Below are 24,745 nucleotides of genomic sequence, written 5' to 3'. Positions count from 1 at the left end.
CTCTACATCCGGAAGACGCCGAAGCCTTCGGCGCCCCGCACCGGTCCGTTGTGGATCGCCGAGAGGCAGAGCCCGAGGACGGTACGGGTGTCCCGCGGGTCGATCACCCCGTCGTCGTAGAGCCGGCCGGAGAGGACGAGCGCGCCCGACTGCGACTCGATCTGCTGCTCGACCATCATCCGCATCGCCGCGTCGGACTCCTCGTCGTAGTCACGCCCCCGGGCGGCGGCCGCCTGCCGGGCCACGATCGACAGCACCCCGGCGAGCTGCGCCGGGCCCATCACCGCCGACTTGGCGTTCGGCCAGGTGAACAGGAACCTCGGCTCGTAAGCCCGGCCGCACATGCCGTAGTTGCCGGCCCCGTACGAGGCGCCCAGGTTCACCGTCAGGTGCGGCACCGTCGAGTTGGACACCGCGTTGATCATCAGGGCGCCGTGCTTGATGATGCCGCGCTGCTCGTACTCGGTGCCGACCATGTAGCCGGTGGTGTTCTGCAGGAAGATCAGCGGGGTGTCGGACGCGTTCGCGAGCTGGATGAACTGGGCCGCCTTCTGCGCCTCCGCGCTGAACAGCACGCCCCGGGCGTTCGCCAGCACCCCCACCGGGTACCCGTGCAGCTCACCCCAGCCGGTGACAAGCGCGTCCCCGTACGCCGGCTTGAACTCGTCGAAGTCGCTGCCGTCCAGGATCCGGGCCAGCACCTCGCGCGGGTCGAACGGCACCTTCAGATCGGCGCTGACGATGCCGAGCAGCTCCTCCGGGTCGTACTTCGGCGGCTGCGGCACCGCCGTGCGCGGCGACGGACCCTGCTTGCGCCAGTTCAACCGGCGTACGCACTGCCGGGCCAGCCGGATGCCGTCCCGCTCGTCCACGGCCAGGTAGTCGGCGAGCCCGGACGTGCCGGCGTGCATTGCCGCGCCGCCCAGCGACTCGTCGTCGGTGACCTCTCCGGTCGCCATCTTCACAAGGGGCGGCCCGGCCAGGTAGACCTGTGACCGGTCCCGGATCATGATCACGTGGTCGGACATCCCCGGCACGTACGCGCCGCCGGCCGTTGCGTTGCCGAAGACCACGCTGACAGTGGGAATGCCCGCCGCCGAGAGCCGGGTCAGGTCGCGGAACACCCGCCCACCCGGGATGAAGATCTCCGCCTGGGTGGGCAGGTCCGCGCCGGCCGACTCGACCAGGTTGACCATCGGCAGCCGGTTGGCCAGGGCGATCTCGCCGGCCCGCCGGGTCTTGGCGAGGGACCACGGGTTGACCGCGCCGCCACGTACCGTCGGGTCGTTGGCGACGATCAGGCACTCCACGCCCTCGACCACGCCGATGCCGGTGACCACGCTGGCCCCGACCGGGAAATCGGTGCCGTACGCGGCGACAGGCGACAACTCCAGGAACGGGCTGTCCGCGTCCACCAGCAGCTCGATCCGCTCCCGGGGGAGCAGCTTGCCGCGCTTGTGGTGCCGGGACACGTACTTCTCGCCGCCGCCCGCCCGAGCCTGGTCCAGCGCTGCGTCCAGCTCGGTCAGCCGCTCCCGCAGCGCGGCCCGGTTCGCCACGTACCCCGGTGCCGCCGGGTCGACCGCACTGTCCAGCGTGCTCACAGGCCCATGCCCTTCGCGATGATCTCGTTCATGATCTCGGTGGTGCCGCCGCCGATGCCGAGGATCCGGGCATCGCGGTAGTGCCGCTCCACCTCGGCGTCACGCAGGTAGCCGAAGCCACCGTGCAGTTGCAACGCCTGGTCGACGACCTGGTCGCAGGCGGCCACCGCGACGTTCTTCGCCATCGCCACCTCGGTCACCACCGGCTCGCCGGCGGCCACCCGGACGGCGACCTCGTGCACGTACGACCGGGCCGCCTCGGCGCGGGTGTGCATCTCGGCCAGCCGGTGCCGGACCAACTGCCGGCTGGCCAGCGGACGCCCGAAGGTCTCCCGGTCCCGGCACCAGCGCACCGCCAGCTCGACGCAGCGCTGCGCGGTCGCGTACGCCTGGGTCGCCAGTGACAGTCGCTCGGCGGCGAAGTGCTGCATGATCGCCAGGAAGCCGGTGTTCTCCGCGCCGATCCGGTTGGCGACCGGCACGCGCACGTCCGCGAAGGACAGCTCGGCGGTGTCCGAGCAGTGCCAGCCCAGCTTCTCCAGCCGGCGCCCCACAGTGAACCCGGGCGTCCCCTTGTCGATGACGAGCAGGGTCAGCTCACCGCTGCCGGGGAAGTCGGTGCACACCGCAGTGGTCACGAAGTCGGCCCGGTGCCCGCTGGTGATGTACGTCTTCGCCCCGTTCACCACGTAGTGGTCGCCGTCGCGCAGGGCTGTGGTGCGGATGCCTGCCACGTCGGAGCCGCCGTCCGGCTCGGTGATCGCCAGCGCGCCGATCATCGTGCCCGCGAGGGTGGGCCGCACGTACCTCTCGATGAGGCCGTCGTCGGCGGGCGGCGGAGCGCCGCGAAGCCGGCCGCCCAGTGACCCGCCGGTGCGGGCGCCGGCCGCGGCGACCATGTGCGGCAACGCGATGCCGTGCGTGAACAGGGCCGCGACCAGGCCGGACGAGCCGCCGGAGCGGATCAGCTCCTCGGTCACGATGATCGAGTCGAGCAGGTCGCCGCCGCTGCCACCGACCGACTCGGGAAAGCCGATGCCGAGCAGGCCGAGCTTCGCGGCGGTCGCGTGCAGAGCCCGGGGAACCTCACCGGCCCGCTCCCAGTCGTCGAGGTGCGGCAGCACCTCCCGGGTCACGAAGGACCGGGTCAACTCGCGCAGCTGACGCCGTTCGGGGGTGTCGACGATGCTCACGGTGCCACCTCGGCGGGGAGGTCGACGATCCGGGCGCGCAGCAGCTCGCCGAGGGCCTTGGCCTGCGGGTCGAACCGGGTGGACGCGGCGACCCCCGCCCCGAGCAGGCCCTCGATCACGAAGTTGACCGCGCGCAGGTTCGGCAGCTCGTAGCGCCGCACCGAGAGCGACGCCGTCTCCGGCAGCAGCTCGGCCAGCCGCGCGACTGTCAACCAGGCACGCAGCCACGCGTACCCGGCCTCCGACCGCGCCCAGACACCGAGGTTGGCGTCCCCGCCCTTGTCGCCCGAGCGCGCGCCGACCAGTTCGCCGAGCGGGCCGCGCCGGGTCGGGCCGTCGACAGCCGCGTCGCCGCCCGGGGCAGTCTCGTCCGGCACGGCGGGGGCGGTGCGGACCGGCGGAGCGATGGGCACCCGCTCGCCACCTGGCAGCACCGCGACGTGCGCCACCGCGTCCTGCGCCACTGTGTCGGCGGTGAAGACCCCGTACGGTGTCGCGTCGCCGGGCAGGGTGGTAAGCGTGCAGCCCGGGTAGGACGCGAGCGCCAACTCCACCGCGGCGGCCGAGAAGGCCCGCCCGGCCCGCGCCCTGTCGCCGTCGCGCAGGTGTACGTGCAGCAGGGCGCTGGCCACCTCGGTGTCGGCGGCGTCCGGGTGGTCGGTACGGGCCAGCGTGAACGCCAGTCCGTCCTTGCCCACCGCCTCCTCGACCTGCCCGCGCACCAGTGCCGCCTTCGCCTCGATGTCCAGCCCACAGAGGACGAACGTCATCGAGTTCCGGAAGCCGCCGAGGTTGTTGACTCCCACCTTCAGCGTCGCCGGCGGCCGGGTGCCCCGGACGCCGGAGACCCGGACCCGGTCCGGCCCGTCGGGGCGCAACGTCACCGAGTCGAGCCGGGTGACCACGTCCGGCCCCAGGTACGCCGGCCCGCCGATCTCGTAGAGCAGTTGGGCGGTGACGGTCTCCACGGTGACCGCGCCGCCGGTGCCCGGATGCTTGGTGACCACTGACGAGCCGTCGGCGTGCACCTCGGCGATCGGGAAGCCGGGGCGGTGCCCGCCGTCGGGCAGTTCCGTGAAGAAGCTGAAGTTGCCGCCGGTCACCTGCGCGCCGCACTCCAGGAGGTGCCCGGCGACTGTCGCCCCGGCCAGCTCGTCGAGGTCGTCGCGACCCCACCCGTACCGGGCGATGGCCGGGCCGACCACAAGCGACGCGTCGGTCACCCGGCCGGTGACCACCACGTCGGCCCCGGCGTCGAGACAGGCGGCGATCCCGAACGCGCCCAGGTAGGCGTTCGCGGTGAGCGCGTCGGGCCGCTGGATCGCGTCGCCCTCGACGTACCCCACCCGTGCCGACAGGCCAAGACGGCCGGCGAGCGCCTCGATGGCGGCGGCCAGGCCGGCCGGGTTCAACCCGCCGGCGTTGGTCACGATCCGCACCCCCCGGTCGAGGGCCGTGCCCAGGCACGTCTCCAGCTGGCGCAGGAACGTCTTCGCGTAACCGACGTCGGGGTCGCGCAGCCGGTCCCGACCGAGGATCAGCATGGTCAACTCGGCCAGGTAGTCACCGGTCAGCACGTCCAGCTCGCCGCCGTCGAGCATCTCGCGCCAGGCGGTGAACCGGTCGCCGTAGAAGCCGGAGGCGTTGCCGACGCGGATCACGCCTGAACTCCGCCTCGGCCGGCCGGTTCGCGCCCGGTGCCCGGCGGCCCGGCGAACGCCTGCGCCACGTCGAGCCACTCGTCGGCGACGGGGCCGGTGGCCAGCAGGGCGAGGTCCGCGCGGTGCCGGCGGCGGGTGACGAGCAGGCAGAAGTCCAGAAGGGGACCGGTCAGGCGGTCGGCGGCGTCCGCCGGACCCCAGGCCCACGTCTCCCCGCCAGGTCCGGTCAGCTCGACCCGGACCGGCGCCGCCGGTGCCGGCCGGCCGTGGGCGGCGAAACCATTTCCGAGAGTACGCACACCGAGGTGCGCCACGTGCCGGAGGCGGTCGGTGGCGGGGCGGACGACACCGAGGGCCTCGGCCACGTCCTCACCGTGCGCCCAGGTCTCCATGATCCGGGCGGTCGCCATCGAGGTGGCCGACATCCGCGTGCCGTACCAGGGCAACTTCTCGCCGGCCGGGACCGCGACGAGCGCGTCGTTGAGCGCCGCCCGTCCGGCCCGCCAGCGGGCGAGCAGGTCGACCGGCGGTGCGAGGAACGCCTCGGCGCCGGTGTCGACCATCCGTGTCGGGTCCGGCGCGGCCGTCACGGTCGCGTAGAAGGCCTCGGCGTCGGTGGCGGCCAACAGCGCCACGTGGTCGGTCCAGGCGAGGTGAGCGATCTGGTGCCCGATGCTCCAGCCCGCCGCCGGTGTCGGTCGGGCCCAGTCCTTCGCCGGCAGCGGCGCCACCAACGCGTCCAGGCCGGCGGACTCGTCGGCCAGATCGGCGAGCAGGTCACTGAGGTCGACCATGGTGCCTCCGGTCGGTGCTGGGGCCGGTGCGGCCGGGGTCAGGGCGTGAGGAGGGTGGCGAGCTGGCGTTTCCAGGTGTCGAGCAGGGCGGCACGGCGGGTCGAGTCGTCGCTGAGCAGATTGGCCACCCCGAGCCCGCGCAGCAGGTCGAGGGTGGCCTGCACCGCCTCGCGGACGCCGGGACGACGCTCGTCGACACCGAGCAGGGCGACGGTGAGCCGGTGCATCTCGCGGCCGACGGTCGCCTCCAGCGGGACCAGTGCGCCGCGGAGCTCCGGGTCGGTGCGGGCGGCCACCCACAGTTCGAGCGCGGCGACGAAGAGCGGCCCGGTGAACGCCACCCCGAGCAGGTCGATCACCCGATCCAGCCGCTGCGGGCCCGCCGGCAACGCCTCGGCCTCGGTGCGCAGCTCATTGGCCCGACGCTCGGCCAGATGGGCGACGGCGGCCGTGACCAGCGCGGCCTTGGTCGGGTAGTGGTGCAACTGCGCGCCCCGTGAGACACCGGCTCGCGCCGCCACGACAGTCGTGGTGGTGCCGGACCAGCCGTGCTCGATGAGGCAGTCGACGGTCGCCTCCAGCAGGCGGGCCTTGGTGGCGCGGCTGCGCTCCTGCTGAGGCACACGCGTCGCTGCGCTTGACGTCGCTGCTGGGGACGTCGATGCGGCGGACACGGCAACAGCCTGCGGCCTCCGAAACAAACAGTCAAGACTGACTTTTTCTAGGGATGTCGTCGCCGTTGATCGCCTGTAGTCACCGTTCGTCGCCTGTCGTCGCCCGTCCCCGGGGCGCGGCGGGCACGGGGAGCCCGGCGGCGTGCGGCTTACCGGGGGTGTGCGGCTTGCCGGGGGTGTGCGGCTTGCCGGGGGTGTGCGGCTTGCCGGGGGTGTGCGGCTTGCCGGGGGTGTGCGGCTTGCCGGGGGCGTGCGGTTCACCGGGGCGTGCGGCTTGCCGGGGGCGTGCGGTTCACCGGGGCGTGCGGCTCACCGGGGCGTGCGGCTTGCCGGGGGCGTGCGGCTCAAGGGTCGGGTGCGGTGTGTTCGGTCCCTTTGGAGCTGATGTCGCGAAGGACATCGCCGTTCGCCCGGCCGCCCACGAGATCCTTGCCGATCGTGTTCGCCGATAACGCCAAGCGAATCAACTCCAAAGGACCCGACAACCATGTTCCGAGCCGCTGCTTGAGCGATGGTCGTCACGCGGGGAGGCGGTGGGTCCAGCAGCGATTCCCCGACCGGGTCGTCGGCCGCCCGAGCCCTTGACCGGCCGAGCCCCTGACCGCCCGAGCCCCTGACCGGCCGAGCCCCTGACCGACCGGGTCCTCGACTACCCGGGTCAGCGGCCGTCGCGGGGGCCGAAGACGGCGAGGGCGTCGGCGTCGCTGTGCTGGGAGCGCAGGTACTCGTCGGCCCAGGCGGCGGCATCGGGGTAGGTCGACTCCGCGGCCACCCGGGCGCAGGCCGCGTCCACGTCGAAGGCGGTGCGGCGCAGCTGGACGCCCGGCCCGAGCAGCGCCCACCAGGCGCCCGCACCCCCGTACGGCATGCCGACGCTGCCCGGGTTGACCACCAGGCGCCTGTCGACCAGCCTGGTGAACGGCATGTGGGTGTGGCCGCAGACCACCGCCGCGACCTCTGCCGGCAGGCCCGCGAACACCTCCGCCCAGCGCGCCATCCGGGAGTCGACGAGCACCACCTCCTCGTCGTCGCGGGGCGTCGCGTGGCAGAACAGCGTCGGGCCGAGGCCGTCGATCTCCAACGTCACGGTCGCCGGCAGCGCGGCGAGCAGGGCCACCTGATCGTCGCGGAGCTGCCCGGCGGCCCAGTTGGACACCCTGATCGAGGCGGGTCGACCCCCGCGGGCCTCGACCAGCTCCCGCTCGCAGTTGCCGCCCACCCAGCAGACGCGCTCACCCAGCTCGGCCAGCAGATCCAGCACCTCGACCGGCTGTGGCCCCGCCGCGATGTCACCTGTCAGCACGATCAGATCGGCGCCGGCGACGTCCGGCTCGGCCAGGACGGCCTCCAGCGCGGGCAGTACGCCATGAATGTCGGAGAGTACGGCGACGCGGTTCGGCATTGCCCCACCCTCACCGCAGCAGGACGCGAACACCAGCGATTCTGCGCGCGGCAGACGAAAACACCGGGCAGACCGAAACACCGGGCAGACCGAAACGTCCCCGCCTCCCGTCGGTGACGGCAGGCGGGGACGGGACGTACCGCTCAGACGCGGGCGCGGCGGGCGAGGCGCTCCGGGTCCAGGATGATGATGCTCTTACCGTCCAGCCGCAGCCAGCCGCGCGAGGCGAAGTCGGCAAGCGCCTTGTTGACCGTCTCCCGTGAGGCGCCGACGAGCTGGGCGATCTCTTCCTGGGTGAGGTCGTGCGTCACGCGCAGCACGCCGCCGTCGCGCGTGCCGAACCGGCCGGCCATCTGGAGCAGGTTCTTCGCGACCCGGCCCGGCACGTCCGTGAAGATCAGGTCGGCGAGCGAGTCGTTGGTCCGACGCAGCCGCCGGGCGAGCACCCGGAGCAGCTGCTCGGCGATCTCCGGGCGATTGTTGAGCCACGGCCGCAGCGCCTGCTTGCGCAGCCGCACCAGCCGGGTGTCGGTCACCGCGGTGGCGGTCGCCGTACGCGGACCGGGGTCGAAGAGCGACAGCTCACCGACCATGTCCGACGGCCCCATCACCGCGATCAGGTTCTGCCGGCCGTCCGCCGCCCGGCGGCCGACCTTGATCTTCCCGGACAGCAGGATATAGAGGCTGTCGCCGGGCTCGCCCTCATTGAAGACGATCTCGCCCTTGCGGACCTCGATCGTCTCCATCTCCTTGGCGAGCGCCTCGGCAGCTTCCGGGTCGACACCCTGGAAGATCCCGCTGCGGGCCAGTACCTCATCCATCGCGCACCTCCGGTTGCGCGTGCCGTCCGTCGGCCGGGGTCGCCGTCCGCTGATCCCCTCGCGCGCCGCCAAGTCTAGGCGCACGTGAGCACGAATCAGAGGTCGCCCCTGGAATCTTGATCGGTGGGCGTAACCTGCCCGACGTGCTGAGGGACCCGACTGTGACCAGCCGCGCCGAGGACGGGCGGCACATTCCGCTGCTCGTCTGGCGGGCCGACGGGCCCCTGCGGGCAGTCAGCAGCGGCCCGCTCGGCGGTGGCGTCGGCGTCCGGCACTGGGTGCTGAACGCAACAGTGTCGATGTCGTACGACCGGGACGACCCCGCCGCCCACCTGACCGCGCTCGCCGCGGGCCTGGCCCTCGACGGGCCCGGGGTTGGCCTGCTGACCGGCGTCGACGTGACCGAGGTGGTCGCCCGGACCGACACCGGGGTGCGGGCCTGGGCGACTGTCGGGCTCGGCACCCCGGTGCCCGCCGCCGCGCCGGAACCGGCGGCGCTCACCCAGCGGGTGGGCACGGTCAACATCGTGGTGTACGTCCCGGCCCGGCTCGCCGACTCGGCGCTTGTCAACGCCGTCGCCACCGCCACCGAGGCGAAGACCCAGGCCATCACCGAGCTGGGGTTGCCGGGCACCGGCACCCCCACCGACGCCGTCACCGTCCTCTGCCCGGTGGACGGGCCGGAGAACGCGTACGGCGCGCCGCGCTCGACCTGGGGCGCCCCGCTGGCCCGAGCCGTCCACGCGGCCGTGCGCGCGGGCGGCGACCGGCACGTCGTGCCCTGGTCAGACCGGCTGACCGGCTGAACTTCCGACCGATCGGCCCTCGTCGGCGCGTTTGGGGGCCGGTAGGGTCGCGGACGATGTACGCTTCCGCCCCCCTCGCGCCCCGCCCGTTCCGCCGCGTCGCCCTCGGCCTCGCGGCGCTGCTGGCCGCCCTGCTCGTCGCCGGCTGTGCCGACAGCGGGGAGGCCCCCGTCTGGCAGCCCGGCGCCGGTGGCGGTGGCACCGGAGCGCCGGTGACCACGTCCGGCCCGAAGGCGAGCGGCGGCACGTCGGCGTCCGGCGGGGGCGGCGCCATCTCGCTCTCCGCAACCGGCGACATCATCATGGGCAACGCGCCGAGCCGACTGCCCGCCGGTGGCGGCAAGGGCTTCTTCGACTCGGTCACGCAGGCGCTCAAGGCCGACCTGGTGATGGGCAACCTGGAGGAGCCGTTGACGGTGGACACCGGCACCGGCAAGTGCGGGGCCAACTCCACCCGCTGCTTCCAGTTCCGGGCGCCTCCGGAGTACGCCGCGCACCTGCGCGACGCCGGCTTCGAGGTGCTCAACCAGGCCAACAACCACGGCTACGACTACGGGCCGAAGGGCTACGCGAACACGCGGAAGGCTCTGGAGACGTACGACCTGGAGCACACCGGCGCCCCGGACGAGATCACCGTGGTCGACGTCAAGGGCGTCAAGGTCGCCGTGGTGGGCTTCTCGTCGTACGTCTGGTCGAACAGCCTGGTCGACATCGCCACGGCGAAGACTGTGGTAGCCAAGGCCGCCACCATGGCCGAACTGGTAGTGGTGCAGGTGCACATGGGCGGCGAGGGAGCGGACAAGACCCGGGTGAAGCCGGGCACCGAGATGTTCCTGGGCGAGAACCGGGGCGACCCGGTGAAGTTCTCGCACGCCATGATCGACGCCGGGGCCGACCTGATCGTCGGGCACGGCCCGCACGTGCTGCGGGGGATGGAGTTCTACCAGGGCCGCCTGATCGCGTACAGCCTGGGCAACTTCGCAGGTGGTGGCAACTCGCTGAGCAACACCGGGCGGCTGGGCTGGGGCGGAGTGCTGAAGGTGTCGCTCAAGACCGACGGGAGCTGGGCCGGCGGGTCGTTCACCTCGACGTACATGAACTCCGCCGGCAAGCCGACGATGGACCCGGACGACCGCGGCCTGGGCCTGGTCACCGAGCTGAGCCGCGCCGACTTCGCGAAGAGCGGCGCCCGGCTCGACGGCCAGGGAAAGATCACCGCGCCGACGGCCGGTTGACCCGAGGAGGAACGTCCGGGGCGCGACGTAGGCTGACCGTCGTGACCAGTAGCCCTTCCGGTGCCAGCGAGACCGATCTCGGGCGCACACGTCGTGCCCGCAGGATCGGTCGGGTGCTGGCCGAGACGCACCCCGACGCGCACTGTGAGCTGGACCACTCCAACGCCCTGGAGCTGGCCGTCGCCACCATCCTCTCGGCGCAGTGCACCGACAAGAAGGTCAACGAGGTCACCCCGAAGCTCTTCGACCGCTACCCGACCGCCGCCGCGTACGCGGGGGCCGACCGGGGCGAGATGGAGGAGCTGATCCGGCCCACAGGCTTCTACCGCAACAAGACCGACTCGCTGCTCAAGCTCGGGCAGGCCCTCCTCGAGCGGTACGACGGTCGGGTTCCCGGCCGGCTCGTCGACCTGGTGACGCTCCCCGGGATCGGCCGCAAGACCGCCAACGTGATCCTCGGCAACGCCTTCGACGTCCCCGGCATCACTGTCGACACGCACTTCCAGCGGCTGGTGCACAGGTGGCGGCTGACCACCGAGACCGACCCGGTCAAGATCGAGCACGCGATCGGCGCGCTGTACCCGAAGCGCGACTGGACCATGCTGTCGCACCGGATCATCTTCCACGGGCGGCGGGTCTGCCACGCCCGCAAGCCCGCCTGCGGGGCGTGCACGCTCGCGAAGCTCTGCCCCTCGTACGGCGCCGGCCCGACCGAGCCGGCCGCCGCCGCCAAGCTGCTCAAGGGCCCCCGGGCGCGTGACCTCGCGGTGGCCGTCGGGGTCGACCCGGAGCTGGTGCCCGCGCAGGCGGTCGCCGCGGAGGTGCCATGAACCGGCGGCTCGCCCTCGTGATCCTGCCGCTGCTGCTGGCCCTCGCCGGCTGCACCAGCGGCACGCAAGACGACGGCCCGGCCCCCCGTCCGGCCGCCGCCGAGCGTCCGTCTCCGTTCCGGGACTGCGCCTCGCTGAGCGCAGCGCCCACGACCGCCTCGCCCGGCCCCGACGCGGCGACCCCCACGTCGAGCGTTCCCGGTACGCCCGGCTCCGCCGCCGGGGGGCAGGCGCTGCCTGAGCTGACCCTGTCCTGCTTCACCGGCGGCGCCCCCATCGCGCTGCGGGACGTGGCCGGGCCCGCGCTGATCAACGTCTGGGCCTCCTGGTGCGGGCCGTGCCGCAAGGAGCTGCCCGCCTTCCAACGGCTCAGCGAACGGGCCGCCGGGCGACTCCAGGTGGTCGGGGTCAACACCCAGGACAGCCGGGGCGGCGCCCAGTCCATCGGCGAGGACTTCGGCGTACGGTTCCCGATCCTGGTGGACCAGGGCGACGCGCTGCAACGGGAACTGAAGCGCAAAGCCTTCCCGTTGACCCTCTTCGTCGACGGGCAGGGCCGCATCCGGCACATCGACGCCACCGGGGCACTCGACGACGCCCAGCTCACCAAGCTGGTCCGCCAGCACCTCGGTGTGACGGTGCCGGCGTGACCCGCCGACCACCCGAGTGGATCGAGCCGCTGCTGGCCCGGCTGGGCACCGCGCGCGCCGAGGACTTCACCCGGCTGACCACCCCCGCCGAGGGCGGCCGGGAGAGCGCCGTGCTGGTGCTGCTCGGTGAGCAGCCCGACGTCGGCCCCGACGTGCTGGTCCTGCAACGGGCCGCCACCCTGCGCAACCACGCCGGTCAGCCGGCCTTCCCCGGCGGCGCGGCCGACCCGGAGGACGCCGACGTCCGCGCCACCGCGCTCCGCGAGGCGAACGAGGAGGTCGGCCTCGACCCGACCAGCGTCACAGTGCTGGCCGAGCTGCCGAAACTGTGGATCCCGGTCAGCGACTTCGTGGTCACCCCGGTGCTTGCCTGGTGGCACGACCCGCACCCGGTGCATCCCCGGGAACCCGCCGAGGTGGCGCACGTGGCGCGACTGCCGGTTCGCGAACTTGTCGACCCGGCCAACCGGCTGCGGGTCCGCCATCCCAGCGGCTGGGTGGGGCCGGCTTTCTCGGCGCGCGGCATGCTCGTCTGGGGCTTCACCGCCGGGGTGCTGGCGACCCTGCTGGAGATGGGCGGCTGGGCCCGCCCGTGGTCGCCCGGCCGGCTGGTCGAGCTGCCGCCCACGGGGGCCGCTCCCGCGCCGTCGGCGGGCACCGAAGAGGTCGACGAGACCGCCCTACGCTGACCCCGCGGTCACCTTCCGCAAGCGGTGGTCATCCAGCGGGCGCGCTGCCCGTACGCTGGACCCCGTGTCCGTCGTGGATCTCGTCCTGCTGCTGCTCATGCTCGTGTTCGCGATAAGCGGATACCGCCAGGGTTTCGTCGTCGGCATCACGTCGCTGTCCGGCTTCTTCCTGGGGCTGCTGCTCGGCCTGCAACTAGGGCCGCTGTTCGCCAGGCAGTTCGTCGACGCCGGCACCCGGGTGCTGATCTCACTGGTGGCGATCTTCGGGCTGGCCGTGATCGGGCAGGCGCTCGCCGGCTGGCTCGGCTCGCACCTGCGCAAGACGATCACCAGCGACGTGGGTAGGCGGATCGACGACATCGGCGGGGCGTTCGTCTCCCTGTTCGCTGTGCTCCTGCTGGCGTGGCTGGTCGCCGTGCCGCTCGGGTCGTCGTCGGTGCCCTGGCTCGCCGCCTCGGTACGCAGCAGCGCGCTGATCACCGTGGTGAACGGGGTGCTGCCGGAAGAGGCGCACCGGCTCTCCACCGCTCTGGAGGACACCGTCGACACCGACGGTTTCCCGGACGTCTTCGGTGGCCTCGCGCCCACCCGGTCCCGCCAGGTCGAGCCGCCCGACCCGGCGTTGGCCGGCTCCCAGGTGGTCGTCAACGGCAAGCGGTCGGTGGTCAAGGTGCTCGGGTCCGCGCCCAGCTGCTCGCGCCGCATCGAGGGCTCCGGTTTCGTGTACGCCGACGACCGGGTCATGACCAACGCGCACGTGGTCGCCGGCACCCGCTCGGTGTCGGTGGAACTGGACGGCGAACGGTACGACGGTCAGGTCGTGGTCTACGACCCGAACCGGGACCTCGCCGTGCTGCTGGTGCCGGGGCTGCCCGGCCCGTCGCTGCGGTTCGCCGCCGGCAACGCGGGCAGCGGCTCGGACGCCATCGTGCTCGGCTTCCCGCTCGACGGACCGTACAACGCGCAGTCGGCGCGGGTCCGCGACGTCGACCGGATCAACGGCCCGGACATCTACTCCTCCTCGAAGGTGACCAGGGAGATCTACACGATCCGGGCTCTGGTGCGCAGCGGCAACTCCGGTGGGCCGCTGCTCTCCGCCAACGGTCTGGTGCTCGGCGTGATCTTCGCGGCGGCGGTGGACGATCCCAACACCGGGTTCGCGGTGACCGCCGCCGAGGCCCGGCCGGTGGCGCTGGCCGGCGCCGAGCGCAACCGGGCCGTCGCCACCGGCGAGTGCACCTGAGCGCCGCGCCCGATCAGGTCCGGGCCGGCGCGACGACAGGCAGCTTCGCCCGGCCCCAGCGCAGCCCCCGGTCCAGAACCGCCCGAGCCATGATCGCGACGCAGGTGCCACCGTTGAGGAAGGACGCCGCCACGTCGCTCGGGTGGTGCATTCCCCGATACATGCGGGTCAGCGCCACACCCAACGGCACCATCAGCAGCAGCGTCCACCAGGCCACCTTCGCTCCGGTGCTGCGCGCCCGCAGCGCCATCAGCACGGCGATGCCGACGTAGAGCGCCACCGCCGCCGAGGTGTGGCCGGACGGGAAGCTCGACGTGGGCGGCGAGGTGTCCATGTGCTCCACCGCCGGCCGCTGCCGGTCGATCACCATCGTGGTCAGCAGGAACACGAGCGCCTGGGCGGAGACCGCCGCGCAGAGGAACAGGGGCTCCCGCCAGCGCTTCAGCCAGAGCCGCAGCGCCAGCGCCACCAGCACGGTGACCACGACGATCAGTTGGGTGCTGGCCAGGGTGCTGAACACCAGGGAGACGTTGTTCCAACCGCCGGTGCGGTCGCCGGCGAACTCCCGATTCACCGCGTCCTCGACGGTGAACGGCCACGTCCGGGCGAACACCCGGGTGACAAGCACTCCGAGCAGCACCATGACGCCGAATAGGAGGGACACCGGCAGGAGCACCCGCCGGATGATCTGGACCACGGTGTCGGGCATGAGTCGGCCAGTACCCGTTCGACGTTGTCGGCATTCCTCAGGTCGCGTCGGGGTGCCGCTCGACCTCGGGCGCGACACCGTCGTGTGCCGGCCGCACCGGTCGCAGGCCGGTGTGCGCACGCCAACTGGTGAACGCGGCGGTGGTCGCCGCGACCACCGCCACGCCGAGCAGCCACCCACCGAGCACGTCGCTTGCGAAGTGCACACCGAGCGCGACTCTGCTCAGCCCGGTCACCACCGTGAGCAGCAGCGCGGCTACCCAGAGCGTGACCCGCGAGGCCCAGCCCCCGACGTACGGCAGGAACACCAACAGCAGCACCCCGGCAGCCAGGGTGGCGTTCAGCGCGTGCCCGGACGGGAACGAGTAGCCGGCGGCCCGCGCCACCGGGTCGAGCAGTTCCGGCCGGTCCCGGCCGACGAGCAACTTGAGCAGTGGACCCATCAACCCGCCGACCACCATTGTGGTGGTCACCCAGAGGGCCAGCCGGCGGGCCTGACGGCGCAGCAGCCAGATCACCACGAGCAGGGCCGCGACCCGCAGCGGCAGAGGCCCGAACACGGCACTCCAGACGTGCATCAGCGTGACCCAGGCCGGGTGGTCCACCGCGTGGGCGTGCAGCGCGTCGGTGATCGCCGTGTCCAGCCGGTGCAGCGGGGCCCACGCCCCGAGCACCAGCAGCGCGAGCAGGGAGAACGGCACCAGCACCAGGAACGCGGCCGTCGCCGCCAGGGTCAGCCGCAGACCCAACGAGTGGTCCGGGTCGAGGCGGCGGCGCCGCCAGGACGGGTGCCGGGTCATGTCGAGGGTACGTGCGGCGGGCGTGCTCATGCGGACGGTTCTACCCCACCCACCGGGCAATCAGGCCTGCCGACGGAGGTGTGCGCGACGGCGCGGGGGTCGTCGTGGCCGCCGCTCGGTCAGCGGTGCCGTTGGCGGAACCGGCGCACCATCAACGCCGCGCCGGTCACCAGGACGGCGAAGAGCGCGACCCCGGTCCACATTTGCTCCGGCGCGGATTCCGCCGGCACGCCCGCACCCCGGGCCGTCCACCCGGTCTGCTGTCGTGGCGCGGTGAAACCGAGCGGGTCGCTGCCGGCGCCGCTGACCGGGTCGCTGTCGCCCGAACCGGGGGCCGGGCCGAAGCCGACCACGCCCGGCGAGGTCAGGTCGTCAAGCGGATTGGCGGTGACCGGGGGAACGTCCGCGGTCAGCGCCGCCACGGGGTCGACCACCCCGTACCCGAAGCGGTCGTCCCGGCCGGTCGGGCCGATGTCACGGGCGGTGGCCAGCAGCCGGTTGACCACCTCGCCGGCGGGCATGTCCGGGTAGCGGGACCGGACCAGCGCGGCGGTGGCGGCCACCAACGGCGCGGCGAAGCTGGTGCCCTGCACCCGCCAGTACCCGTCAGCCGGACGGGCGCCGACCAGACCGGTGGCGGGGGCGGTGAGCACTGTCGCCCGGCCGGTGATCGAGCCGGACCACAGGTTGTCGCTGCTGCGCTCCAGCCCCGCGACCGCGATCACCCCCGGCTCACGAGCCGGGTACCAGACCTTGGAGTCGGTCGACGTGGCCAGGTTGCCGGTGCAGGCGACCACCACCACGTCCCGGGCGAACGCGTAGTCCAGAGCGGCGGCCAGGGCCGGGCTGTCGCCGCTGCCACCCAGCGACAGGTTGATCACCCGGGCGCCGTTGTCGACAGCCCAGCGGACGCCCTTCGCGACGATCAGGGCGTCGTCGTACTTGTTGCGCTCGTCCAGAACGCGGACCGGAAGGATCCGGGAATCCGGCGCCAGGCCGACCACGCCCCGCTTGTCGTCTTTGCGCCCGGCGATCAGGCCGGCGACAGTGGTGCCGTGACCGACCGGATCCGGACCGGCGCCGCCGGCGGGCCCGACCAGGTCGAGGCCGGGCAGCACCTGGCCGGCCAGGTCGGGATGGTTCGCGTCCACACCGGAGTCGACCACCGCCACGGTCACGCCCCGGCCGGTCGAGCTGCGCCAGGCCGTGTCGGCCCGCAGCTCGTCGAGCTGCCACTGCTCGTCACGGACCTGGTCGGTGCGGGCGACGCTGTCACCGGGCGCGATCGCCACCGGCGCGCCGGCGAGTTGGCCGCCGCTGCTGGGCACGGCGACGGGCGCGGCGGTCGGGACCGCGACGGCGAGCAGCGCCGCCGCACCGAGCAGCGCCCGGCCGGCCCTCCGGGCCACTGCCGGACCGCTGTGCCGAACCCCTGTCACATCCTCAGCCATTCATCCCGACGGAACCACGACGATCGGAGATTACCGGTTTCCCCACCCGTCACGGGAGGAACCACGAAGACAGGTCATGGTGGCGGCAGGTGTGCGAGCTGAACGAGGCGTACGCCCTCGCGTCGGGTGACCAGCCGGCCACGGCCCGCCGGCAGCGGCCCGGGGCGCACCGGGCCGACGAGCGCGCCCTCCTCGGGGCTGCCCGCCATCACCAGCCCGGCGGTGGACAGCTCCCGCAGCCGCTGCACGATCGGTTCGTACTGTGCCCGTCCCGCGCCTCCGGAGCGGCGGACCAGCACCAGGTGCAGCCCGACGTCGCGGGCGTGCGGCAGATGCTCCTCAAGTGCCCGCAACGGGTTCGCCGGCCCCGCCGCCACCAGGTCGTAGTCGTCGACAAGCACGAACAACTCCGGCCCCGACCACCACGAGCGGTCCCGCAACTGCTGCGGAGTGACCTCCGGCCCGGGAGCCCGTCGCTCCAGGTATCCGGCGGCCGACTCGACCAGGTCGGCGGTGTGCGCGGCGGCGGTGCCGTACCCGATGAGGTGTGGCGTCTCGATGGCGCCCAGCAGGCTGCGCCGGTAGTCGACCAGGATCACCCGGGCCTCCTCAGGCGTGAACCGGGTGGTGATCGAGGTGGCCAGCGCCCGCAGGAACGTCGACTTGCCACACTCCGCGTCCCCGAAGACCAGGAAGTGCGGCTCGCTCGCGAAGTCGAGCAGCACCGGCCGCAGGTCCGCCTCGGCGATCCCGATCGGCAGCCGCAGCCCGGCCGTCGCCGCGAGATCCAGATCGGCGTACGGCAGCACCGGCGGGAGAAGCCGGACGCGGGGCGCCACCGGACCGGCCCAGCTCTCGGCGATCCGTTTGACGAGGTCGGCGGTGCCCGCGTTGGGGGTGGCGAGCTGCGGAAGCGCGGTGAGGAAGTGCAGGCTCTCCGCCGTCACCCCCCGGCCGGGGCGCTCCGGCACGTTCGCCGCCGCCCGCCGGGCCACCAGGGAGTCGGACGGGTCGCCGAGGCGCAGCTCCAGCCGGGAGCCGAACAGGTCCCGGATCGCCGGGCGGAAATCCAGCCAGCGCAGCGCCGTGGCGACCACGTGCAGCCCGTACGACAGGCCCCGGGTGGCCAGGTCGGTGACAAGTGGTTCCAGGTCGTCGTACTCGCCGCGGACGGTGCTCCACCCGTCGATCACCAGGAAGACGTCGCCGAACGGGTCGGCGCCCGGCTGGCTGGTCGTTCCCACCGTGGCACGACGCTGCCGGTACGCGGCCATCGACTCCACGCCCAGCTCGGCGAATCGGCGCTCCCGCTCGGCCAGCAGTGTCGTCATCTCGCCGACAGTGCGCCGCACGGCTGTCGGATCGGCGCGGCCGGCCACCCCGCCCACGTGCGGCAGGTCGCGCAGCGCCGCGAGGCCACCGCCGCCGAAGTCGAGACAGTAGACCTGCGCCTCGGCCGGGGTGTGGGTGAGCGCCAACGCGCAGATCAGCGTGCGCAGCGCTGTGGACTTGCCGCTCTGCGGCGCGCCGATCACCGCGACGTGCCCGGCGGCGCCGTCCAGGGTCAGCCAGAGCAGGTCCCGGCGCTGCTCGAGCGGCCGGTCCACCACGGCCACCGGCACCCCCAGCGCGCCGTGCAGCTCGGGGTTGCCCACGGTGAGCCCGCGCGCCGGGTCCACCTCGACGGGGCCCAACAGCTCGTCCAGGGCCGGTGGCTCACCGAGCGGCGGAAGCCACACCTGGTGGGCGGGCGGACCCTGCCCGACGAGCCGGTCGACAAGCAGGTCGAGCAGGGTCTCCCGGTCGCTCTCGGCCTCCGCCGCAGCGGGCAGGGCAGGGGTGGCCGGCTCGGGCAGCGGCACGGCGTGGGTGGTGAACGTGAGCAGGCGGGCGCCGCCGCCGGCCGCGTCGCCAGCCGTCGCGGCCCGGCGGCGCACCGCCCCGGAGACGTACGCGGCCTTGAACCGGGCCAGCGGATCGGTGCCGGCGCGCAGGTAGCCGTGGCCCGGCGAGCGGGGCAGCTCGTGGGCGTCGGGCACACCGAGCACCGTCCGGGACTCCAGCGCGGAGAAGGTGCGCAACCCGATCCGGTACGACAGGTGGGTGTCGAGCCCGCGCAGCCTGCCCTCCTCCAGGCGCTGGCTGGCGAGCAGCAGGTGCACCCCGAGCGACCGGCCCAGCCGGCCGATCTGCACGAACAGGTCGATGAAGTCGGGCTTGGCGGAGAGCAGTTCGGAGAACTCGTCGCAGATCAGCAGCAGCGACGGCAGCGGGGCGAGTGGGCTGCCGGCCGCGCGGGCCCGCTCGTAGTCGCGCACGCTTGCGAAGTTGCCGGCGCGGCGCAGCAGCTCCTGCCGACGGACCAGCTCCCCGTTGATCGCGTCGACCATCCGGTCGACCAGAGGCAGCGCGTCGGCCAGGTTGGTGATCACTGCGGCGGTGTGCGGCAGCCGGTCGAACGACGCGAACGTGGCGCCGCCCTTGAAGTCGACCAGGACGAAGTTGAGCTGCTCGGAGCTGTGCGTCGCCGCCAACCCGAGCACCAGTGTGCGCAGCAACTCGGACTTGCCGGAGCCGGTGGCCCCGATGAGCAGGCCGTGCGGGCCCATCCCGTCCTGGGCCGACTCCTTCAGGTCCAGCTCGATGGCGCCACCGTCGACGCCCACCCCGATCGGCACCCGCAGCCGGTCCCGTGCCGAGCGCGGCGCCCAGCCCTGCTCGGCGGTGAAGCTCTCCGGGTCGCCGAGGCCGAGCAGCTCCGGCAGGCCCAGCTCGACCTGGAGTGGGGAGTCCGGGCCGCGGGCCGCGCCGGCCAGCCGCAGCGGCGCCAACCGCCGGGCGACCGCCTCGGCGTCGGCGAGGTCGAGGTGGTCGGCGGTGCCCACCTCCGCGTGCCCCTCCGCCGAGAACGAGTGCAGCCGCCTGTCGCGCAGCTCCAACAGCAGCGCGTACCTGTCGAGCAGGCGGGGCGGCGGCGTGTCCAGGTCCAGCACCGTCACGGCGTCGATGCCGCCGTCGCCGGTCAGGTCGGTGGCGCCGGTCAGGTCACCGCCGTCGAGGACCACCACCACGTGCGGGCCGTCGGTGGCCGGCCCGGCCGGACTGAACCGGGACCGGCTGGCCAGCACGTCACCGAGCAGCCGTTCCAGCTCCGCTGCCGACGAGGTCACCAGCCGCACCGGCCCGAGCGCGTCAGTACGGGAGGGATGGTGCGCGTGGGGGAGCCACTTCACCCACTCCCACTCGGCCCGGCGTTCCGGGCCGGCGCAGACCGCGATCAGCAGCTCGTCGGGGGCGTGGAACACGGCCAGCTGGGTCAGCACGGCCCGGACCAGGGCCTGGACGGCCGGGTCACCGGTGGGCGGCCCACCGCTGGCCGGGCCACCGCCGGCGGCACTGCGGAGGTGCACCCGGGCGAAGCTGCGCAGCGACAGGGCCACCGGCAGATCCGGCACCACCGAGTACGCGTCCAGGAAGCGGCGCAGCGCGCCGGCGGTCATCGGCTCCAGCTCCTCGAGCGGTCGGGTGACCGGTCCGACGAGCGGGGTGGCCAGGGTCTGCGGCCCGACGGCGACGCGTACCACGGCGAAGTCCGGGTCGGCGGGGCGGCGTTCCCAGACCCGGCGGCTGTCCACTGTCGACCACAGCCGACCCGGGTCGGGGTGTCGGTAGTAGAGCCCGGCCCGCTGCTGACCGGCTGTCTGCCGGACCCGGCGGCGCAACGTTGCCAGGTGGCGCAGGTACTCCCGGCGGGCCGCCATCATCTCCGACTTCTTCGGGGTGCCCGAGGCGCTGCCCCACGAGGTGACAAGCATGGCAAGCGACGAGAGCCCGAACATCCCGCCCACCACGTACGAGTAGGCGCCGCCGCCCCGCCCGAACATCATCGCCATCGCCACCGTGCCGCCGAGCATGGGCAGCACCATCAGCATCTGCTGCCACCGGCCGCCGGCCACCGCGGGGATCTCCGGCGGCGCCTCGACGGGCAGCTCACCAACGGGGATCTCCGGCGCCGGCCGACGCGGCGGGCGCTTGATGACGACTGTGGACACTCGGCCTCCTGACAGCGCTGGGTAACCCGAGCCTGGCTCATCGTAGGTAAAGTCCTCTCGTCCGCGTAGCCTCCGATCCCCTCGATATGGAGATCACTCGATGACAACCGGCCTGGCTCGCGTCACCATCAGCGCGCCGCAACGGCGGGTCGACGTCGCACTGCCGGAGCAGGTGCCCCTGGCCGAGCTGCTGCCCGACGTGCTCCGACACGCGGGCGAGGGCCTGGCCGACGACGGCGAGCGGCACGGCGGCTGGGTGCTGCGTCGTACCGACGGGGCGCTGCTGGCGACGGCGCAGGCGCTGCTGCCGCAGGGGGTCCGCGACGGTGAGGTGCTGCACCTGGTGCCGGCCCGCGCCCACTGGCCCGAGTTGGAGTACGACGACGTGGTGGAGGCGATCGCCGACGGCGCCCGCCGACGGGGTGGCGCCTGGTCACCCGCCGCCACCCGGGTCGCCGGTCTGGCCGGTGCCGCCGTCCCGCTCGCCGTCGGGTTGCTCGCCCTGCTCGCCAGCGGTCCGACGCTGCGCAGTGCCTGGGTCGCGGCGGCGGTGGTGGCGCTCCTGCTCACCGTGGCGGGCGCGGTCGCCTCCCGCGCCCACGGCGACGGCGTCGCCGGGGCGACCCTCGGCGGCTACGCCCTGCCGTACGCCTTCGTGGCCGGCGCCCTGGCGATCGGCTCCGGTGATCCGGTCGGCCCGCTCGGGCCGGTGCGCTGGGTCGGCGCGCCCGAACTGCTGACCGGCTCGGTGGCGTTGCTGCTTGTGGCGCTCGTCGGTCTGCTCGGGGTGGCCAGCCGACTGCGGGTCTTCGTGGCCGGCGTCACTGTCGGTCTGCTCGGTGCCGGCGCGGCGCTCGGCGCGCTGCTGCTGACCCCGGCGGGCACGGCGGCGGTGCTGCTCAGCGCGCTGGTCTTCGCTCTCGGGGCGATCCCGCTGCTGGCCATCCGGTTGGGCAAGCTTCCGCTGCCGCCGATCACCCTGCCGGCCACCGCGTCCGGCGCCGAGCCGGAGCGCCCCCGGGACCTGCCGGACCGGGGTCGGGTGCACGCGGCCGTCACCCGCACCGAGGAGGTGCTGACCGGGATGCTGCTCGGGCACGCCGTGCTGGCGGTGGGCGCGGCGGTGGTCCTCGGGGTGGCCGGTGGGACTGCCGGCCCGGTGCTGGTGGCGGTGGTCTCGGCCGTGCTGCTGCTGCGGTCGCGGCTGTTCGTGGCACTGCGGCACCGGGTGCCGACGGTGCTCGCCGGGCTGGCCGGCTACGCGGTGCTTGGTGCGGTGCTGGTGGCCCGGGCCGACGACACCGGCCGGCTGGCGCTGGCCCTCGGCGGGGCGGCGCTGGGTCTGGTGACCGTGGCCGCCGGCACCGGGTACGCCCAGCGAGCGGTGTCGCCGTACCTCGGCAGGGTCGCGGACCTCACCGACACGGCCCTGGTGGTCGCCGTGGTGCCTGTCGCCTGCGCGGTGCTCGACCTGTACGACAGGGCCCGGGGGCTGCTCGGTTGAGCGGCTCCCGGGCCCTGTCGGTGGTCGTACGTCAGTGGGTGGACTCGCCGCGCGCCTCGGCGTCGCGGGCCCGCTGGTAGGAGGCCCGGATCTCGGCCTCGGCCTCGGTGCGGCCGACCCAGGTCGCGCCCTCGACCGACTTGCCGGGCTCCAGGTCCTTGTACACCTCGAAGAAGTGCTGGATCTCCAGGCGGTCGAACTCGCCCAGGTGGTGGATGTCGCGCAGGTGCTCCTGGCGGGGGTCCTCGTAGGGCACGCAGAGGACCTTGTCGTCGCCGCCCTTCTCGTCGGTCATCCGGAACATGCCGATGGTCCGGCAGCGGATGAGGCAGCCCGGGAAGGTCGGTTCGGGGACGAGCACCAGCGCGTCCAGCGGGTCGCCGTCCTCGCCCAGCGTCTCCTCGATGAACCCGTAGTCGGCCGGGTACTGGGTGGACGTGAACAGGGTGCGGTCCAGCCGGATCCGGCCGGTCTTGTGGTCCACCTCGTACTTGTTCCGGTGACCCTTGGGGATCTCAACCGTCACGTCGAAATCCATCTGCACGCTCCCTCGTCTGCCCACGCTGGCTAACGGAACCACTGGCGGCCCTCCGGACAGGTGAATGCCCACCCGCCGACTCCGGCCGCCGCATAGTCTTCGGACCGAAGTAGTGTCACCCAAGCCGATTTTCGCTGGGGGAGGAGGGGGTCGTGGGGAGGGAAGATTCACACTACCGCCCGGACGGGGGCGCCGCGCGTGGTACCGGGCGATCCGGCTCCGGTGGCGCCACCGGACGGGTGCCGGTGCCCGACGCTCACCTTCCCCGGGCACCCGAGGAGTCGGTTCCCGAGCGGCCCCCGCCGCTGCCGTGGCGTCCGTCGGAGCCGCCTGCGGCCGGGTCGAACAGCGGTCGTTTCCCGGTCCTCGGCCCAGACCGCCCCACCAGCGCCCCGCCGAGCGGCGCACAGCCGACCGGCCCCGCCCCGCTAGGCCACGCCCCGACCAGCCCTGCCCGGGGCGACGCACCGTCCGGTGACGGCCCGACTGTCCGCATCCCGACTGGCGTACCGCCGCTGGGCCCGCCGATCTCCGCGCTGCCGGCGTCGGCCGACGCCGAACCGCCGCCGGTGCCGCGCCGCCGGGGACGGCTGGTGGCCGTGCTGGCCGTGGTGGTGCTGCTGGTGCTGACCGGTGTCGGCGTGGTGGTGACCCGACCCGGCCCGGTCGCCGGCTGGTTGGGCGAGGACGCGGTGTCGACGCCGACCGCCGCCGACCCCGCGCCGGAACCCGACCCGGTGGACGTGCTGGACGGGCCCGACCCGAACGCCCCGCTGCCCGCGCCCGACGGCGTACGGGCCGCGCTGGACCCGTTGGTCGGCGTGCCCGCCCTGGGCGACCGCGTGAACGTCTCGGTGGCCGACGTGACCACCGGGCAGACCCTGTTCGCCAAGGGGGCGGACGACGGGACGGTGCCCGCCTCCGTCACCAAGCTGGCGACCGCGGTGACAGTGCTGGCCGCCCGTGGACAGGGGTATCGGATCCCCACCCGGGCGGTGGCCGGCACCAAGCCCGGCGAGGTGGTGATCGTCGGCGGCGGCGACCCCACGCTCGCGGTGGACAAGAAGGGCTACTACCCCGGGGCGGCACGCCTGGACGACCTGGCCGCGCAGGTGCGCACCGCGCTCGGCGGCACGACCCCGACCAGCGTCACCGTCGACGGGACGATCTACTCCGGCCCGGTGTACGGCCCCGGCTGGGACGACGACATCCCGACCGGCGGGTACGGCGGCGCGGTGACCGCGCTGATGACCGACGGCGCGCGGAAGAACCCGAGGGCCGAAGCCGGCGGCGCCGAGCGGGTCGCCGAGCCGGACCTCGCCGCCGGCCGGTCGTTCGCCCGGCTGCTCGGCGTACCGGCCAGCACCGTCAAGCGGGGCACGGCGCCGGCCCTGGCGACAGCCGCCGGCGGCACCCCGCCTCCCGGCACCGAGCTGGGCGCGGTGCAGTCGCCGCCGATGATCCGGTTGGTCGACATCATGATCAGCGAGAGTGACAACCTGCTGGCCGAGGCGTTGGCCCGCCAGGTGGCGCTGGCGCGTAGCCAGAAGGCCTCGTTCGACGGCGCCGCCGCCGCGATGGACGCCGAGGTGGCGGAGCTGGGCCTGCCCGCCGACGAGATCACCCTCTCCGACGGCAGCGGGCTGTCGCGCAACAACCGGATCAGCCCGTCCCTGCTCACCGACCTGATCCGGCTGGCCGCAAGCCCGGACCACCCGGAGCTGGCCGGCGTCTTCGGCGGCCTGCCCGTGGGCGGCTGGTCCGGCACGCTCGGCGAGCGTTACCGAGGCGCCCCGGGCACCGCCGCGGGGGCGGGCGCGGTCCGCGCCAAGACCGGCACGCTGACCGGGGTGCACGCCATCGCGGGCCTGGTCACCACGGCCGACGGCCGTCTGCTCACGTTCGCGGTGCTCACCGACAAGGTGCCCGGTGGGACGGACACCGCCCAACCGGCGCTGGACCGCATCGCCGCCGCGCTGGCCGGCTGCGGGTGCCGCTGACGGGCGTCGGGGCGGGGTTTCCGGCCGGCGTCGGGCCCGCGACCGGCGTCGATCGCCGACGCGAGCCCGGGCCGGGGTGTCGCGACGCGG

The 24,745-nt window shown here is 73.6% G+C and carries 20 protein-coding genes; 8 read left to right on the top strand and 12 right to left on the bottom strand.

Features of this window, described 5'->3' with window-relative positions; translation table 11 throughout:
• Positions 1 to 2: 2 nt before the first annotated feature.
• The 7 genes from OOJ91_RS19775 to OOJ91_RS19745 form a co-directional block, all read right to left on the bottom strand.
• The gene (locus OOJ91_RS19775) at positions 3 to 1,604 is read right to left on the bottom strand and encodes an acyl-CoA carboxylase subunit beta (protein WP_266246997.1); all 1,602 of its coding nucleotides are present in this window, start codon (positions 1,602 to 1,604) and stop codon (positions 3 to 5) included.
• The gene (locus OOJ91_RS19770) at positions 1,601 to 2,797 is read right to left on the bottom strand and encodes an acyl-CoA dehydrogenase family protein (protein WP_266246996.1); all 1,197 of its coding nucleotides are present in this window, start codon (positions 2,795 to 2,797) and stop codon (positions 1,601 to 1,603) included. The genes OOJ91_RS19775 and OOJ91_RS19770 overlap by 4 nt, the downstream gene beginning before the upstream one ends.
• On the bottom strand, positions 2,794 to 4,458 hold the full coding sequence (locus OOJ91_RS19765) for an acyclic terpene utilization AtuA family protein (protein ID WP_266246995.1): 1,665 nt from the start codon (positions 4,456 to 4,458) through the stop codon (positions 2,794 to 2,796). Before OOJ91_RS19765 ends, OOJ91_RS19770 begins: the two co-directional genes overlap by 4 nt.
• Positions 4,455 to 5,252: a TIGR03084 family metal-binding protein gene (locus OOJ91_RS19760; RefSeq protein ID WP_266246993.1), complete on the bottom strand. Its 798-nt coding sequence runs from the start codon at positions 5,250 to 5,252 to the stop codon at positions 4,455 to 4,457. The genes OOJ91_RS19765 and OOJ91_RS19760 overlap by 4 nt, the downstream gene beginning before the upstream one ends.
• 38 nt (positions 5,253 to 5,290) lie before the next feature.
• Positions 5,291 to 5,926, bottom strand: coding sequence for a TetR/AcrR family transcriptional regulator (locus OOJ91_RS19755; protein ID WP_266246992.1), 636 nt, complete (start codon positions 5,924 to 5,926; stop codon positions 5,291 to 5,293).
• 658 nt (positions 5,927 to 6,584) lie between these two features.
• Positions 6,585 to 7,328: a metallophosphoesterase family protein gene (locus OOJ91_RS19750; protein ID WP_266246990.1), complete on the bottom strand. Its 744-nt coding sequence runs from the start codon at positions 7,326 to 7,328 to the stop codon at positions 6,585 to 6,587.
• Between the two features lie 143 nt (positions 7,329 to 7,471).
• Positions 7,472 to 8,149, bottom strand: coding sequence for a Crp/Fnr family transcriptional regulator (locus OOJ91_RS19745; protein ID WP_007466162.1), 678 nt, complete (start codon positions 8,147 to 8,149; stop codon positions 7,472 to 7,474).
• Positions 8,150 to 8,292: 143 nt separating this feature from the next.
• Between OOJ91_RS19745 and OOJ91_RS19740 the strand changes: the two genes are divergently transcribed.
• From OOJ91_RS19740 to OOJ91_RS19715, 6 genes are all read left to right on the top strand, one after another.
• Positions 8,293 to 8,955: an adenosylcobinamide amidohydrolase gene (locus tag OOJ91_RS19740; RefSeq protein WP_266246973.1), complete on the top strand. Its 663-nt coding sequence runs from the start codon at positions 8,293 to 8,295 to the stop codon at positions 8,953 to 8,955.
• 56 nt (positions 8,956 to 9,011) lie between these two features.
• Entirely contained in the window at positions 9,012 to 10,190 is a 1,179-nt protein-coding gene (locus OOJ91_RS19735) for a CapA family protein (RefSeq protein WP_266246972.1), read from the top strand.
• 41 nt (positions 10,191 to 10,231) lie between these two features.
• A complete protein-coding gene (nth, locus tag OOJ91_RS19730) occupies positions 10,232 to 11,020 on the top strand; it encodes an endonuclease III (protein ID WP_439117084.1) in 789 nt (262 codons plus the stop codon).
• A complete protein-coding gene (locus OOJ91_RS19725) occupies positions 11,017 to 11,670 on the top strand; it encodes a TlpA family protein disulfide reductase (RefSeq protein ID WP_266246971.1) in 654 nt (217 codons plus the stop codon). The genes nth and OOJ91_RS19725 overlap by 4 nt, the downstream gene beginning before the upstream one ends.
• Positions 11,667 to 12,359 carry an NUDIX hydrolase gene (locus OOJ91_RS19720; protein WP_266246969.1) on the top strand — a complete coding sequence of 231 codons (693 nt, stop codon included), beginning with the start codon at positions 11,667 to 11,669 and terminating at the stop codon, positions 12,357 to 12,359. The genes OOJ91_RS19725 and OOJ91_RS19720 overlap by 4 nt, the downstream gene beginning before the upstream one ends.
• Positions 12,360 to 12,423: 64 nt before the next feature.
• The gene (locus OOJ91_RS19715; RefSeq protein ID WP_266246966.1) at positions 12,424 to 13,602 is read left to right on the top strand and encodes a MarP family serine protease; all 1,179 of its coding nucleotides are present in this window, start codon (positions 12,424 to 12,426) and stop codon (positions 13,600 to 13,602) included.
• Positions 13,603 to 13,615: 13 nt separating this feature from the next.
• Here OOJ91_RS19715 and OOJ91_RS19710 read toward each other — a convergent pair whose 3' ends face one another.
• The 4 genes from OOJ91_RS19710 to eccCa form a co-directional block, all read right to left on the bottom strand.
• Complete coding sequence (locus OOJ91_RS19710; protein WP_266246964.1) at positions 13,616 to 14,311, bottom strand: phosphatase PAP2 family protein; 696 nt, start codon at positions 14,309 to 14,311, stop codon at positions 13,616 to 13,618.
• 37 nt (positions 14,312 to 14,348) lie between these two features.
• On the bottom strand, positions 14,349 to 15,140 hold the full coding sequence (locus tag OOJ91_RS19705; RefSeq protein WP_266246962.1) for a phosphatase PAP2 family protein: 792 nt from the start codon (positions 15,138 to 15,140) through the stop codon (positions 14,349 to 14,351).
• An 89-nt stretch (positions 15,141 to 15,229) separates the two neighbouring features.
• Complete coding sequence (gene mycP / locus OOJ91_RS19700) at positions 15,230 to 16,561, bottom strand: type VII secretion-associated serine protease mycosin (RefSeq protein ID WP_266246961.1); 1,332 nt, start codon at positions 16,559 to 16,561, stop codon at positions 15,230 to 15,232.
• A gap of 74 nt (positions 16,562 to 16,635) precedes the next feature.
• Positions 16,636 to 20,613: a type VII secretion protein EccCa gene (gene eccCa / locus OOJ91_RS19695; protein ID WP_266246960.1), complete on the bottom strand. Its 3,978-nt coding sequence runs from the start codon at positions 20,611 to 20,613 to the stop codon at positions 16,636 to 16,638.
• A 100-nt stretch (positions 20,614 to 20,713) separates the two neighbouring features.
• On the opposite strand from eccCa, the gene eccD reads away from it, so the two are divergent.
• A complete protein-coding gene (gene eccD, locus OOJ91_RS19690; RefSeq protein WP_266246958.1) occupies positions 20,714 to 22,117 on the top strand; it encodes a type VII secretion integral membrane protein EccD in 1,404 nt (467 codons plus the stop codon).
• A gap of 31 nt (positions 22,118 to 22,148) precedes the next feature.
• On the opposite strand, the gene OOJ91_RS19685 is transcribed toward eccD, so the two are convergent.
• Positions 22,149 to 22,655 carry an inorganic diphosphatase gene (locus OOJ91_RS19685; RefSeq protein ID WP_039907066.1) on the bottom strand — a complete coding sequence of 169 codons (507 nt, stop codon included), beginning with the start codon at positions 22,653 to 22,655 and terminating at the stop codon, positions 22,149 to 22,151.
• 536 nt (positions 22,656 to 23,191) lie between these two features.
• On the opposite strand from OOJ91_RS19685, the gene dacB reads away from it, so the two are divergent.
• Positions 23,192 to 24,655, top strand: a complete 1,464-nt coding sequence (gene dacB, locus OOJ91_RS19680; protein ID WP_439117120.1) for a D-alanyl-D-alanine carboxypeptidase/D-alanyl-D-alanine endopeptidase — start codon at positions 23,192 to 23,194, stop codon at positions 24,653 to 24,655.
• Positions 24,656 to 24,745: the final 90 nt, after the last annotated feature.

Source organism: Micromonospora lupini, assembly GCF_026342015.1.
Taxonomy (GTDB): Bacteria; Actinomycetota; Actinomycetes; order Mycobacteriales; family Micromonosporaceae; genus Micromonospora; species Micromonospora lupini_B.
Note: the sequence above shows the minus strand (reverse complement) of the source record. Positions and strands in the feature narration are given on the sequence as shown.

Bases quoted from the DNA above. Each gene is read 5' to 3' on its own strand.
- OOJ91_RS19760 (WP_266246993.1), bottom strand. From the start codon at position 5,252: ATGGTCGACCTCAGTGACCTGCTCGCCGATCTGGCCGACGAGTCCGCC.
- OOJ91_RS19750 (WP_266246990.1), bottom strand. From the start codon at position 7,328: ATGCCGAACCGCGTCGCCGTACTCTCCGACATTCATGGCGTACTGCCC.
- OOJ91_RS19745 (WP_007466162.1), bottom strand. From the start codon at position 8,149: ATGGATGAGGTACTGGCCCGCAGCGGGATCTTCCAGGGTGTCGACCCG.
- OOJ91_RS19735 (WP_266246972.1), top strand. From the start codon at position 9,012: ATGTACGCTTCCGCCCCCCTCGCGCCCCGCCCGTTCCGCCGCGTCGCC.
- OOJ91_RS19725 (WP_266246971.1), top strand. From the start codon at position 11,017: ATGAACCGGCGGCTCGCCCTCGTGATCCTGCCGCTGCTGCTGGCCCTC.
- OOJ91_RS19710 (WP_266246964.1), bottom strand. From the start codon at position 14,311: ATGCCCGACACCGTGGTCCAGATCATCCGGCGGGTGCTCCTGCCGGTG.
- OOJ91_RS19705 (WP_266246962.1), bottom strand. From the start codon at position 15,140: ATGAGCACGCCCGCCGCACGTACCCTCGACATGACCCGGCACCCGTCC.
- mycP (WP_266246961.1), bottom strand. From the start codon at position 16,561: ATGGCTGAGGATGTGACAGGGGTTCGGCACAGCGGTCCGGCAGTGGCC.
- eccD (WP_266246958.1), top strand. From the start codon at position 20,714: ATGACAACCGGCCTGGCTCGCGTCACCATCAGCGCGCCGCAACGGCGG.
- OOJ91_RS19685 (WP_039907066.1), bottom strand. From the start codon at position 22,655: ATGGATTTCGACGTGACGGTTGAGATCCCCAAGGGTCACCGGAACAAG.